This window comes from Rhizobium sp. CG4 (genome assembly GCF_023701965.1).
In the GTDB taxonomy this organism is placed as follows: Bacteria; Pseudomonadota; Alphaproteobacteria; order Rhizobiales; family Rhizobiaceae; genus Agrobacterium.
This window is the reverse complement of the sequence record NZ_JABAEG010000001.1, coordinates 719,027-731,354: the sequence shown is the minus strand read 5'-3', so window position 1 is coordinate 731,354 and position 12,328 is coordinate 719,027. Positions and strand designations below refer to the sequence as shown.

The window sequence follows — 12,328 nt, the reverse complement described above, 5'->3', positions numbered from 1 at the left end:
CGATGCGTTAGGGTGCGCGGTGAGGGCAGGAGATTGATTTGCGTATATTGCTGGTCGAAGACAATCAGGTTCTGGCGGACGGTCTGGTCGCTTTGCTGCGCGGCAGTGGCTATGCCGTGGATTGGGTATCGGATGGTACCTCGGCCCTGGCTGCGACCGCGACGGAAAGTTTTGATCTGGTCATTCTTGATCTCAATCTGCCGGAAATGGATGGCATTTCCGTGTTGCGCTCCATGCGGGCGCGGCAGGAAAGGGCGGCGGTTCTTATTCTGACAGCGCGGGGCAGCCCGGAAGAACGCGTCAAGGGACTGGACCTCGGTGCCGATGATTACATGATCAAACCCTTTGATGTCAGCGAGCTTGAGGCAAGGGTGCGTGTTCTGCTGCGCCGTCAGGCGGGTCTGCGCTCTTCGACCGTCAGTTACGGCAAGGTATCGTTTGATCTGACCTCGCGCACCTTTAGCGCGGAGGGTGTGCCACTGGATATTCCGGCGCGTGAACTTGGCATTCTGGAACTGCTATTCATGCGCGCTGGCAAAGTGGTTGCCAAGGAGGCCATCATGCAATCACTGGCCGGATTTGATGACGAGTTGAGCGGCAATGCCATTGAGCAATATGTCAGCCGTCTGCGTAAACGCCTTGCGCCCCATGGGCTGACCGTCAAGACGGCCCGTGGCATCGGGTATTATCTGGAGCGTCTGCCGGAGATTGCCGAATGACAGGCGGAGCCTACTCGCTCCGCAAGCGCCTGTTGGGCTGGCTTCTGTTTTCGACGGCAATTATCGGCACTGTTGCCCTGACGGACACCTATTCAGAGGCGGTCAAAACAGCAAATGTGGTGTCGGATCGTGTGCTGGCGGGCTCTGCCCTAGCCATTGCCGAGCGGGTTGCCGTGTCTGAGGACGGCAAGCTTGAGGTCGATATTCCCTATGTTGCATTGGAAATGCTGACATCGGCGGCACAGGACCGGGTGTTTTACCGTGTTGACGGTTCGCACGGCGAATTCCTGACCGGTTATCAGGGGCTGCCGTCAGTTTCGCCTGAAGAGCCGAATGTGGCGATCTTCGAGGATGCGTTTTTTCGAGGTGAACCCATTCGCGTCGCTGTCATGCAGCGATCCGCGTCCACCGGCATCAATTCGGTGCCGTTTACGGTGACCGTTGCTGAAACCACCATTGCGCGCCGTCAGCTTGCACAATCCATTTTGTTTCGTTCCGCCCTGCGCCTGTTGGCGATGATTGTCGGTGCTTCGGTCATCGTGTGGGTGGCGGTGACGATTTCCTTGCGGCCGCTGTTTCGGCTGAGTGAAGCGATTGCCGAGCGCAATCCGAGCGATCTCCATCCTATTGATCAGAAGGTTCCGGTGGAGGTGCAAAACCTCGTTGATACTGTCAATTCCTTCATGGTGCGTCTGAATGCGGCGCTGGAAGCGCTTCGACATTTCACCGGCAATGCCAGTCATCAGTTGCGCACGCCGCTGGCGATCATCCGCACCCAGTTGGCGCTATCCGAGCGAGCGGAAACATTGGCGCAGGCCAAGGACGCAGCACGGAAAGGCGATGAATCCGTTGCTCATGCCGAGCATATTCTGGCGCAGCTTCTGCGCATGGCAAAAATCGATGCGGCAGGATCAGGTGAACCGCAGGCGCTGTCACGCATCGATCTGGTAGAAGTCGCCCAGACAATAACTGCAGAGTATATTCCTCAGGCGGCGGAGGCTGGCGTCGATCTGGGTTTCGAGGGTGAGGGAACCGTTGCCGTTCTAGCCGAACCGTTGTTGATCGGCGAGCTGCTGGGCAACCTCATCAGTAATGCCATTGCCTATGCCGGTGATAATGTTGAGGTGACAGTGCGCGCTTACCGTAGTGCTGCGGGGCAAGTCTTCCTTGAGGTGGAGGATAACGGGCAGGGCATTGCGCCTGAAAAACGCGACATGGTTCGCCAGCGTTTTGCCCGTGGGGATGGCAATCCAGCCCCCGGTGCCGGTCTGGGTCTGGCCATTGTCGAAGAAATTGCCCACCTGTTTGGCGGGCAATTGCTGCTGGATGCCGGTCAGAATGGCAAGGGTTTGAAGGTCACCGTGCTGCTGCCCGCGGCCGGTTGAGCTCTTATCAGCCCATGCGCTCGGATGCGTAGCTGCCGGGGCTTGGCGGGAAAACGACCGTGCGGTTGCCGTTGATAAAGGTGCGGTGATGGATATGTGCGTGGATAGCGCGTGCCAGCACCTGGCTTTCGACATCGCGGCCCAGCGACACATAGTCATCGGCGCTTTGTGCGTGTGTAATCCGGACGGTTTCCTGCTCGATGATCGGGCCTTCATCAAGGTCGGCCGTGACGTAATGGGCAGTCGCCCCAATCAGCTTCACGCCGCGCTCATAGGCCTGCTTGTAAGGATTGGCACCCTTGAAACTTGGCAGGAACGAGTGGTGAATGTTGATGATCTTGCCGGACATTTTCTGGCAGAGTTCATCGGACAGCACCTGCATGTAACGGGCAAGAACGATCAGTTCCGTACCGGTCTGTTCGACCAGATCCAACAACTGTGCTTCGGCCTTCGGTTTGTTATCCTTGGTCACCTTGATGTGGTGGAAAGGAATGTCGTGATTGACGACAACTTTCTGGTAATCGAAGTGGTTGGAGACGACACCGACGATATCGATTGGCAGCGCGCCGATCTTCCAACGGTACAGCAGGTCGTTCAGGCAATGGCCAAACCGCGACACCATCAACAGCACTTTCATGCGCTCGGCCGAGCTTTCGATCTTGGCATCCATGCCGAATTTCTCAGCGACGGGTGCAAAGCCCTCGGTGATGGCTTCGCGGCTTTCGCCCTGTTCGGAAATGAAGCTGACGCGCATGAAGAACATGCCGGTCTGAAGGTCATCGAATTGCGAGCTGTCAACGATGTTGCAACCCTTGTCTGCCAGATAACCCGATATTGCCGCCACGATGCCGCGGGTGGATTTGCAGGTTACAGTCAGAACATAAGTCGTCATCGGTCTATTCCTCTGGAAGCGCCATTTCCGGTGCTTCTGGTTTTACGTCACGCGCCACAATTCGGGCGTCCTGCATTAGCGCAGTCGCTGGCCGTGGCATAGTGGCTTTGTCGCAATTTGAATATCCGCGACCTGTGTGCGGGTGGAAGAGCGATCAAGCGCCCATAGTCATACGGCGCTTGCTGCCGTTCTGTGTTGCGCAAAACGACATTGGATAACGAGTTTCTGACGTGAGATGAAACGCCCCGCCTGATTTCACCATCAAAAGGGGCGGAAACAAATGCCGTTCAGGCCCGGCGAAGGCGCATCAGTGGGCGACCCCGACGGTCGCGTAACTCCAGCTGATTGCTGCGCGGGCTCAAATCATAGCCGCGTGCTTGCTCAAGCGCGGAAAGAAACGCTCTTTCCTGTCGCATGATTGGCGGTTCGCAGGCCATTTGCGTGGAAATGGCGCGACTGAAATCAATCTCGCGGCGGGTTAGTCTGAGTTCGGCACCAAAACCATTGCAGCCGGTGTTGCCGGATACGCGGTTATCCGGCCCAATTTGCAGGACCGGTGGTTTTCTGTCGGTAACACGCTCACCTGCAATGTCGACGACAACCCAGGAGCCGACCAGGGATGGTTCACGGTCCGGCTCCGGCCGTGGCGCCGCCTCGGCACGTTCAAGCATCAGGTCGGTGGTCTCGCGGCGATTGTTGAGGATCGGGTAGTTCTGTGTGGTGGTAAACAGCAGGCGGCGACCATCGCGGATTTCGGCGCGAAGCGCATAACGTCGGTTGGGGCGGATGTCGCGGTCATTGTAACGAATGACATAGGGAATAGGTACGTTGCGTCCCGGCAGTGGGGTGGTTTCTGCAATGATGCTGAAACTTGCGCCGGCGCGCGAGACGTCAATCAACTGAACCGTGACTGTCGCAGAAGGTGGTAACGCCATGCGCTCACGGTAGCTGACTGTGCCGCGAATGGAGGCCGGGGCTGCAAGCGATGGTGATGCAACCAGAACGGCGGACAGGCCAAGAAGGCTGGCAAAGCCGCGGCGAGAGATTGGCGTTTTGCCAATCAGTGTATTTTTGTTGGTCATTTCCAAACCCCCATGATCACGATGTGCGAATATTCGCCTTCGATAATAAGGAAGCCAGATGAATCCGGGATGAACTGCCCGGATAAGCAACGCTGCCGGGCCGTGGCTGGCAGCGTTGTTGTTGTTTAGCGTGACAGACTGTCGCGCAAAGTCTCGAACTTCGAAAGCTGGTCTGCCTTCAGTTCCTTGTTCTCGTCACGACGGACAAAAACCTTGAACATGGCCTGACCATTGGCATTCATGAACCATACGGAGCAGGAGCGACGGCCGTGGAATGCACGATCCACAAAGCTGATGGCGTGACAGTTGTCCTTCTTGATGTGGCCACCAATCGGGCTGTCGCCGTGAATGTTGAACCAGCCATGGCTTTCGGTACCTTCCGGCAGAAAACCTGGCACCTCCAGTACGATATCGGCGGTCTGCACGATCATCAGCACTTCGCCCCAGGTCATCATGTCGGACCAGATTGCGGAGAACTGTTCGGCCGGAATGGTGACTGCAGCGCCCGGCGGCAGGATTTCCAGAACTTCGGCCGGCGTGACGTCTGCCTTGCCGGCAATCGCCTCAACGATGCCGTCAGGCTTATCGTTCAAGGCAGCAAGGGCTCTCTCACGACGCTCTGGCGTGTTGTATGCAACAGCTGTCATGGGTTCCTCATGCCGCATCAAAAATGCGTTGGCCGTTCTTGTCGTCGTGAATGATCACGTCAAAACCTTCAAAATGCGGACCGGAGAGGTATTCGACCTTGCCACGGTTGTTGCCGGCATTGGCATGTGCTGCACGGAACTGCTCGGACTTTGTCCATGCGGTGAAATCTTCGCGGGTTTCCCAAACGGTATGCGAGGCATACAGCGTGTGGTCGTCAGACTTCGGGCCTTTGAGCATGTGAAACTCGACATAGCCCTTCAATTCGTTGAGTTGCGTCTTGCGCTCGCGCCAGATTGTTTCAAACGCTTCCTCAAAACCCGGTACCACGCGAAAGCGGTTCATTGCGATGAACATCCAATAACTCCCTTGACTGAAATAAGTTTCCTGTAATTGTCAGGATATAGGTGGTTCCCAAGGTTGAAAAGCCCGCATGTGCAAGAAATCCAGTGGTTTTTGACAGTTTTCATTTCTTGGTTTGTCTACTCTTGCGCGGGTTTTTAAACATGTGTACCAAACTCCACTTAAATGAACTGCCCATGGCAGCTTGCCACTTTTATCTGGATGAAAAGCTCATGATGTCTTCAAAACGTTCGCTTCGATCTCTGGCTTTCGGCGTGTTCCTGCCGGTGGCGCTGGTAACATCCACTTTTGCGCAGGCGGGCGATGGCGGTAACGTCAAGGCACAACGTATTGTGTCTGTCGGTGGCACTATTACGGAAATCCTCTATGCGCTTGGCGCGCAGGACCGCATCGTGGCGCGTGATTCCACCAGCAGCTTTCCTGTTGATGCGCTGGCCAAGCCGGATATCGGCTATATGCGTGCGCTTTCCGCTGAGGGCATTCTGTCACAGAAGCCCGATCTCATCCTGACGGAAGACGGTGCCGGCCCGGCCGATGTTCTCAATATTCTCAAGGACAGCGAAGTGCCTGTCGTTACAATCGACACTCCGCCATCGGGTGCCGCAATTGCCAAGAAGATCCAGGATGTCGGCGCAGCCGTTGGTCTTGACGACAAGGCAAAGAACCTGGCGGAAGAAGTGGACACTGGTCTGGCAGCCCTGGCCAAGGAGGTTTCGGCGGTTGGCGAGAAGAAAAAGCGTGTGCTGTTCGTGCTGTCGACCGCGGGTGGTCGCATCATGGCCGGCGGTCAGGATACAGAAGCTGCGGCCATTATCGAAATGGCCGGAGGTGTAAATGCTGCGTCGGCGATTACCGGTTACAAGCCGCTGACTGACGAGGCTGTCATAGCAGCAGCACCTGACGTGGTGTTGACCATGGCGCGTGGCAATCATCAGGCCTCTCCCGATGAAGTGTTTACGCTGCCTGCATTCCAGAGCACACCTGCCGCAGCCAACAAGGCTCTGATCAGCATGGACGGTCTTTATCTGATCGGTTTTGGTCCGCGCACACCTGCGGCGGCACATGAACTGGCCTCCAAATTGTATCCGGATGTGGTGAAGCCGTGAAATCGCTTGCCGTGACGCCCGCCACAGCTCCCGTTGAAGGCAAGAGATCGCGCGTTGGCGGCATTGCACTTGCGGTGCTTGTCGGCCTGTTGTTTCTGGCCTGTCTGGTGTCGCTGGTCAGTGGGCCAACCGGGGTAGGGCCGGCAGAAATCTGGGCCTATTTCACCGGTCATGCGGCCGATATGGAACCGCGTGACCGGATCATTCTTGAAGCCGTGCGTTTGCCGCGCACCGCGCTTGGCCTTCTCATTGGTGCTGGGCTTGGTGTGTCCGGCGCCATGATGCAGGGTCTGTTCCGCAACCCGCTGGCCGATCCGGGTATTGTCGGTGTCACCTCGGGTGCTGCCTTGTTTGCGGTTGCCGCACTGGCGCTGGGTGGTGGCATGCTTGCGCCGCTGGCGGCGTTTTTCGGTTCGCAGTTCCTGCCGGTCATGGCGTTTTTTGGTGGCCTGATCAACACCATCCTTCTGTATGTGATTGCTACGCGCAACGGTATGACGTCAACCACGACGCTGGTTCTGGCCGGTATTGCGGTTGGGGCCTTGAGTGGTGCCCTGACCGGTCTGATGATTTTTGTCGCCGATGATCGTGCGCTGCGCGACATCACCTTTTGGAGCCTCGGCTCACTGGGTGGGGCAGCGCCGGCAAAAGTTCTGGCGACACTGCCGTTTATTCTGGTGGTTCTGGTCATCATACCCTTTGTTGCCAAGGGGCTGGACGCACTCATCCTGGGTGACGCGGCTGCCTTCCACATGGGCGTGCCGGTCCAACGCTTGAAGCGTCTGGTCATTCTGGCGGTTGCTGCCGCCTGTGGTGCAGCTGTTGCGGCGGCCGGCTCGATCGGTTTTGTCGGCATTGTCGTGCCGCATCTGCTGCGTCTTGCCATTGGTCCCTCGCATCGCTTTCTGCTGCCGGCATCAGCGCTGGGTGGTGGCGCGTTGTTGTTGCTGGCCGACAGTTTTGCCCGCACGGTTGCTGCGCCTGCCGAGCTGCCGATCGGCATCGTCACGGCGCTTATTGGTGCACCGGTGTTTCTGTTCCTGCTGTTTGGCAAGGGCGGTATGGGTATGAGGAACCTGTCATGATCACGGCAAGCGGTATCAATCTAACCCGGTCGGGACGCAGGCTGCTCCACGAAGTTTCATTGAAACTCGAGCCGGGCAAGTTCAATGTGATTATAGGCCCGAACGGTGCCGGAAAGTCGACATTGATGAAAGTGCTGTCTGGAGAAACCAAGCCGGATGTCGGCACCGTTTCTTATGGTGGGGCGGACATAAACCTGTTCTCGCCTCGGCAACTGGCACGTCAACGTGCAGTGCTGCCACAAAACACCACATTGGCATTTCCGTTTACTGCGTTTGAAATTGTCCGAATGGGCGCTGTTGCCTATGGCGGCCTGGATCCTGACGCACAGGCCCAGACGGCGCTTGTCAATGTCGGTCTGCGTGGCTTTGAAAGCCGTTCTTATAATTACCTGTCTGGCGGCGAACAGCAGCGTGTGCAATTTGCCCGCGCTTTGGCGCAGGTACCGCATTCCGTTGAAGACGGTGAGGCGCGGGCACTGTTTCTCGATGAGCCAACCGCAAGCCTCGATATCGGCCATCAGATCAGCGTTCTGGAGACAGCACGTGATTTCGCTGAGAAGGGCGGTCTGGTACTGGCCATTTTGCACGACCTTAATCTTGCGGCGGAGTTCGCAGATCACCTGATCGTGATGCACGATGGCAGGATCACTGCGCAGGGCGCGTCCTTCGACACGATCAGCGATGAAACCATTGCACGGGTCTATGGCATTGGCGGTGCGGTGGGACGTCTGCCGGCGGCGCACATCCCCTATGTTTTACCGCAGTCACGCCACAGATAGCGGGTTGGAATTCACGCCTTTGGTTCCGGCCGCGTGACGATGAAGGCGGCGGAACAGAGCATGACAACGAGTACAATTACCGCCCGCAAGGCGGGTGGATCTGTGGTGAACCAGAAGATCGCGTAGCTGGCGGTCATGACGGAGACGGCGGCAATCTTGGCACGGCGGGCAATCGAGCCAGTTTCTTTCCAGTTGCGCAGAGACTTGCCAAAACGCGGGTGAGACAGCAGCCATGCTTCGAGTTTCGGGGACGAGCGGGAAAAACACCAGACGGCTAAAAGCAGGAACGGCGTGGTCGGCAGAACAGGCAGAAACGCACCAGCAACGCCGGTCGCCACCATAATCCATCCCAAACAGAGATACACGTAACGCATGTCGTTTGCTGCCTTTTGTCTTTATGAGTGCAATTCTCATGATAGGCTTGTGATGTCTAGGTTTGACCTTTGTTTTTTGAACAAATGGCGTGAGACAAATTGGCTAGGACGCCGCGTAAAAGGGTTGAAATGATCAGCCCGTTTTCGTTTCACAGGTGAGGCTAGGTACTGTCACAGCGGGTAGGATGTGTGAATTTGCGTCGCCCGAGTTGCATTCCTATATTAAGGGTTGTGATAAGGGGCTTGCTTCGCGTCTGTATATGCCTTTATCCCGGTGCGGCAATTATTTGGCTCCAAGCCGAAGTGCCAACAGAAGAAGGAAAACACCATGGCCAAAATGATCCACTCGATGGTCCGGGTGCTGGACGAAAAGCGTTCGGTTGACTTTTACTCTCTCGCATTCGGCCTGAATGTGGCGGAGCGTGTGGAGCAGGAAACTTTCACATTGGTCTATATGAGCAATGAAGAGGAGAGTTTTGAACTCGAGTTGACGATCAACCGAGGCCGTGATGTTCCCTATGCGCTTGGCGATGGTTATGGCCATCTGGCCGTTTCCGTCGATAATCTTGACGCAGAACACGCACGCCTGATCGAAGCCGGTCTGGCACCGGGCAAGATCATCGAATTTGTCCGCAAGGACGACGTGTTTGCCCGTTACTTCTTCATCTGCGACCCGGATGGTTACAAGATCGAAGTTCTCGAGCGCCGCGGTCGCTTCAAGTAAAAGGTTGGCCAGAAGGGGCAGGATATGACCGAAGAGAGTGTGAAGCTCGAAGAGAGCTGGCGGCAGAAGCTTCTTCCGGAATTTTCCAGTCCCTATATGGCCCAGCTCAAGGCTTTCCTGCTTGAACAGAAACAGGCAGGAAAGCACATCTTCCCCAAGGGGCATGAATATTTCCGTGCTCTTGACCTAACGCCGCTTGGCAAAGTCAAGGTGGTCATTCTCGGACAGGACCCATATCACGGTTACGGTCAGGCGCATGGCCTGTGCTTTTCCGTCCGCCCCGGTGTCCGCACACCACCATCACTGGTAAACATCTACAAGGAACTGCAAAGCGATCTCGGTATCCAGCCAGTTCGCCACGGCTTTCTGGAAAGCTGGGCGCAGCAGGGCGTGTTGTTGCTCAACAGCGTTTTGACTGTTGAAGAGGCACGTGCGGCTTCTCACCAGGGGCAGGGCTGGGAAAAATTCACTGACGCTGTTATCCGTGTTGTGAATGACGAATGTGAACATGTTGTCTTCATGTTGTGGGGCTCCTACGCGCAGAAAAAAGCATCCTTCGTGGACCGCGACCGCCATCTGGTCTTGAAGGCACCGCATCCCTCCCCGCTGTCGGCCCATAATGGCTTTTTCGGCAGCCGGCATTTTTCGCAGGCTAATGATTATCTCGTTTCCCATGGCCGCACGCCGGTTGAGTGGGCATTGCCGGCGGATGTGGCGGACGCTTCGTAAGTCGTATTTTCTGCAATTCCTGACTTTAAAGTTCCAGTTCGTTGGTCTATGAGATAAGTGGACTTACGGCCGAAGGATTTTTGTTGTGTCTGTGTTATTTGCGGAAACTTCTGTTGAAATTGCCAATGCGGAGTTGATTGTTGACAAGTTTCAGCAGCACTTTGCCGAGCATTTTCCTGTCATCCGTGAAGGTACTGTTCTCCATTACGAAACGGAATACGGCAAAGTCTGGATGGCTGGCGAGAAGGGCCGCTTCCAGGCTGAGGTCAATTGTTATGACGCCCATGTCCTGATGTCGATCAAGGCAATGCTTGCGGAACATCTGCTGGAGTTCTCGGGCGACAAGGATCTTCGTTTTCGTTGGCAGGGCCACGGCGCTGATCTGAACCAGCTGCCAAATCTGTTTGAAGGTCGCGTGGTCAGGGCGTTTAACGTCACACCCCGCATGCGTCGTCTGGTTATTTCGGTTGGTGAGGGCATTGAACGCCTGATGACCGGTGGTCTGCATATCCGCATTCTGATCGTGCCGCAGGGTCGCACACCGGTTTGGCCTCACCTGTCGCAAACCGGTGCTGTCGTCTGGCCGGAAGGTGATGACGAGTTGATCCGGCGCGTTTACACCATTCGTTACGGCAATGTGGAGCGTCAGGAAATCGAACTGGATTTCGTCATGCATGAGGGAGACCACATGCCTGGTGCGCATTTCGGGGCAAATGCCAAGGCCGGTGATCTGGTCGGTATTGTCGGTCCCGGTGGTGGCGTCGTCCCGGTCGAGGTGGATGCGTGCGTGTTCGCTGGCGATGAAACGGCGTTGCCGGTTATATCGCGCATGGTGGAAGAACTCCCGGCTGGAAAGAAGATTACCGTTTATGCCGAAGTGGCTGACGAAAATGAACGTCAGGACATCAAGTCAGAAGCTGATGTGAAGTGGACCTGGCTTTACCGCAAGGGCAAGGCTGCCGGCACATCCGGCCTTTTGGAACAGGCTTTGCGTCAGCACGACTGGAGCAAGGATAGCGACAGCCGCCATGTTTTCATTGCCTGTGAAAAGGGCGAGGTTCGACAGATCAAGAAATTCCTCAGCGATGAGGCAAAACTGCCGAAGAACGATTTCCGCACGGCCGGATACTGGGTGCTGGGCGAAGCCGATGATCACTGAACGTAATTGTCGGTAGCCGCCAGACCTACGATGTAATCCTCTCAGGCCGCCATAAACTGGCGGCTTATGTGTTTTGAGATCTTGTGGATTGTTGAACAGGTTTGATTTTTCGTTCTCATTTTGTGAACAATGCGTTCTGAGAGCTCGATCTATGCTTTGCGGCAGATCGGCCTAATTATAAGCCCATCAACAGCAACGATCCTTTCTCAGGGATCCGGCACAAGGGGTTTTATCATGCTGAACCAGATCAAGGGACTGCACCACGTCACGTCGATGGCAGCAAGCGCCCGCACCAATAATGCATTCTTCACCGACACGCTTGGCCTGCGCCGCGTCAAGAAGACCGTGAACTTCGATGCGCCCGACGTCTATCACCTTTATTACGGTGATGAGGTTGGTACGCCCGGCTCTGTCATGACCTACTTCCCATTCCCGCACATTGCACGCGGTCGGCCGGGGACAGGCGAGGTTGGCACGACACTGTTTTCCGTTCCGCAGGGATCGCTCGGTTACTGGCAGGACCGCCTGACCAAGGCCGGGGCAGATGGCCTGAAAACCGACGAAGCCTTTGGCAACAAGCGCCTGCATTTTGCAGGTCCTGATGGCGATGGTTTTGCGCTGGTCGAAGTGCGTGACGATAATCGTGGCCAGTGGGTTGGTAATGGTGTGACGGCGGATCATGCGATCCATGGTTTTCAGGGCGCGTCGCTGCGTCTTCGTGACGAAGGTGCAACTGGCGAACTGCTGAAATTCATGGGGTATGAGGAAGTTGACCGGCAAGACGGGGTGTTGCGCCTTGGTATTCCCGGCGGCAACGGTGCCCACTTCATAGACATCGAAACCATGCCCAATATTTCGGGTGCACGTCTTGGTGCCGGTTCCGTTCATCACATCGCCTTTGCGGTCGAAAACCGCGAAAAGCAGCTCGAGGTGCGCAAGGCATTGATGGATACCGGCTATCAGGTCACGCCCGTCATCGACCGAGACTATTTCTGGGCGATCTATTTCCGCACACCGGGTGGCGTACTGTTTGAGGTCGCCACCAATGAGCCGGGCTTTGATCGGGACGAAGACACGGCGCATCTCGGTGAAGCACTGAAACTGCCTGAACAGCATGCGCATATGCGCGGCATTCTGGAACAGCATCTGGAACCGCTTGGTGACGAAAAGGCCGCGTAACGACCTTCACTGAAACTATTGATGAAACGATGACGTCACCCTCGGGATTTGCCCGAGGGCCAGCCCATTGGCATGGATGGTCAGATCAAATCTTGCCATGACGCGAG

Annotated in this window: 14 protein-coding genes; 9 read left to right on the top strand and 5 right to left on the bottom strand. The window is 56.2% G+C overall.

Annotation, left to right across the window (positions count from 1 at the left end):
• The first annotated feature begins 38 nt into the window (after nucleotides 1–38).
• Together HGO37_RS03500 and HGO37_RS03495 are read left to right on the top strand one after the other, a co-directional pair.
• Nucleotides 39–719, top strand: a complete 681-nt coding sequence (locus tag HGO37_RS03500; protein WP_250982139.1) for a response regulator transcription factor — start codon at nucleotides 39–41, stop codon at nucleotides 717–719.
• A complete protein-coding gene (locus tag HGO37_RS03495; protein ID WP_250982138.1) occupies nucleotides 716–2,104 on the top strand; it encodes a sensor histidine kinase in 1,389 nt (462 codons plus the stop codon). Before HGO37_RS03500 ends, HGO37_RS03495 begins: the two co-directional genes overlap by 4 nt.
• Nucleotides 2,105–2,111: 7 nt before the next feature.
• Here HGO37_RS03495 and purU read toward each other — a convergent pair whose 3' ends face one another.
• From purU to hmuQ, 4 genes are all read right to left on the bottom strand, one after another.
• On the bottom strand, nucleotides 2,112–2,996 hold the full coding sequence (gene purU / locus HGO37_RS03490; RefSeq protein ID WP_192488195.1) for a formyltetrahydrofolate deformylase: 885 nt from the start codon (nucleotides 2,994–2,996) through the stop codon (nucleotides 2,112–2,114).
• A gap of 287 nt (nucleotides 2,997–3,283) precedes the next feature.
• Nucleotides 3,284–4,078: a YbaY family lipoprotein gene (locus tag HGO37_RS03485; RefSeq protein ID WP_250982137.1), complete on the bottom strand. Its 795-nt coding sequence runs from the start codon at nucleotides 4,076–4,078 to the stop codon at nucleotides 3,284–3,286.
• 125 nt (nucleotides 4,079–4,203) lie between these two features.
• Entirely contained in the window at nucleotides 4,204–4,725 is a 522-nt protein-coding gene (hutX, locus tag HGO37_RS03480) for a heme utilization cystosolic carrier protein HutX (protein WP_250982136.1), read from the bottom strand.
• Between the two features lie 7 nt (nucleotides 4,726–4,732).
• The gene (hmuQ, locus tag HGO37_RS03475) at nucleotides 4,733–5,080 is read right to left on the bottom strand and encodes a heme-degrading protein HmuQ (RefSeq protein WP_192488197.1); all 348 of its coding nucleotides are present in this window, start codon (nucleotides 5,078–5,080) and stop codon (nucleotides 4,733–4,735) included.
• A 218-nt stretch (nucleotides 5,081–5,298) separates the two neighbouring features.
• Between hmuQ and HGO37_RS03470 the strand changes: the two genes are divergently transcribed.
• Genes HGO37_RS03470 through HGO37_RS03460 form a run of 3 tightly spaced genes read left to right on the top strand, consistent with a single transcriptional unit; the run spans nucleotide 5,299 to nucleotide 8,056 of the window.
• Nucleotides 5,299–6,192: a heme/hemin ABC transporter substrate-binding protein gene (locus tag HGO37_RS03470; protein ID WP_250982135.1), complete on the top strand. Its 894-nt coding sequence runs from the start codon at nucleotides 5,299–5,301 to the stop codon at nucleotides 6,190–6,192.
• Nucleotides 6,189–7,277 carry a FecCD family ABC transporter permease gene (locus HGO37_RS03465; RefSeq protein WP_250982134.1) on the top strand — a complete coding sequence of 363 codons (1,089 nt, stop codon included), beginning with the start codon at nucleotides 6,189–6,191 and terminating at the stop codon, nucleotides 7,275–7,277. The genes HGO37_RS03470 and HGO37_RS03465 overlap by 4 nt, the downstream gene beginning before the upstream one ends.
• Complete coding sequence (locus HGO37_RS03460; protein ID WP_250982133.1) at nucleotides 7,274–8,056, top strand: heme ABC transporter ATP-binding protein; 783 nt, start codon at nucleotides 7,274–7,276, stop codon at nucleotides 8,054–8,056. The genes HGO37_RS03465 and HGO37_RS03460 overlap by 4 nt, the downstream gene beginning before the upstream one ends.
• A gap of 11 nt (nucleotides 8,057–8,067) precedes the next feature.
• Here the strand turns inward: HGO37_RS03460 and HGO37_RS03455 are convergent, their stop codons facing one another.
• Nucleotides 8,068–8,430 carry a YbaN family protein gene (locus tag HGO37_RS03455; RefSeq protein WP_250982132.1) on the bottom strand — a complete coding sequence of 121 codons (363 nt, stop codon included), beginning with the start codon at nucleotides 8,428–8,430 and terminating at the stop codon, nucleotides 8,068–8,070.
• 328 nt (nucleotides 8,431–8,758) lie between these two features.
• On the opposite strand from HGO37_RS03455, the gene HGO37_RS03450 reads away from it, so the two are divergent.
• The 4 genes from HGO37_RS03450 (at nucleotide 8,759) to HGO37_RS03435 (ending at nucleotide 12,221) form a co-directional block, all read left to right on the top strand.
• The gene (locus HGO37_RS03450) at nucleotides 8,759–9,154 is read left to right on the top strand and encodes a VOC family protein (protein ID WP_250982131.1); all 396 of its coding nucleotides are present in this window, start codon (nucleotides 8,759–8,761) and stop codon (nucleotides 9,152–9,154) included.
• 24 nt (nucleotides 9,155–9,178) lie between these two features.
• Nucleotides 9,179–9,883 (top strand): uracil-DNA glycosylase, encoded by a 705-nt coding sequence (gene ung, locus HGO37_RS03445; protein WP_250982130.1) that lies wholly within the window; start codon nucleotides 9,179–9,181, stop codon nucleotides 9,881–9,883.
• Nucleotides 9,884–9,968: 85 nt separating this feature from the next.
• Nucleotides 9,969–11,042, top strand: a complete 1,074-nt coding sequence (locus HGO37_RS03440; RefSeq protein WP_250982129.1) for a DUF2218 domain-containing protein — start codon at nucleotides 9,969–9,971, stop codon at nucleotides 11,040–11,042.
• 234 nt (nucleotides 11,043–11,276) lie between these two features.
• Nucleotides 11,277–12,221: a VOC family protein gene (locus HGO37_RS03435; protein ID WP_250982128.1), complete on the top strand. Its 945-nt coding sequence runs from the start codon at nucleotides 11,277–11,279 to the stop codon at nucleotides 12,219–12,221.
• Nucleotides 12,222–12,328 lie beyond the last annotated feature (107 nt).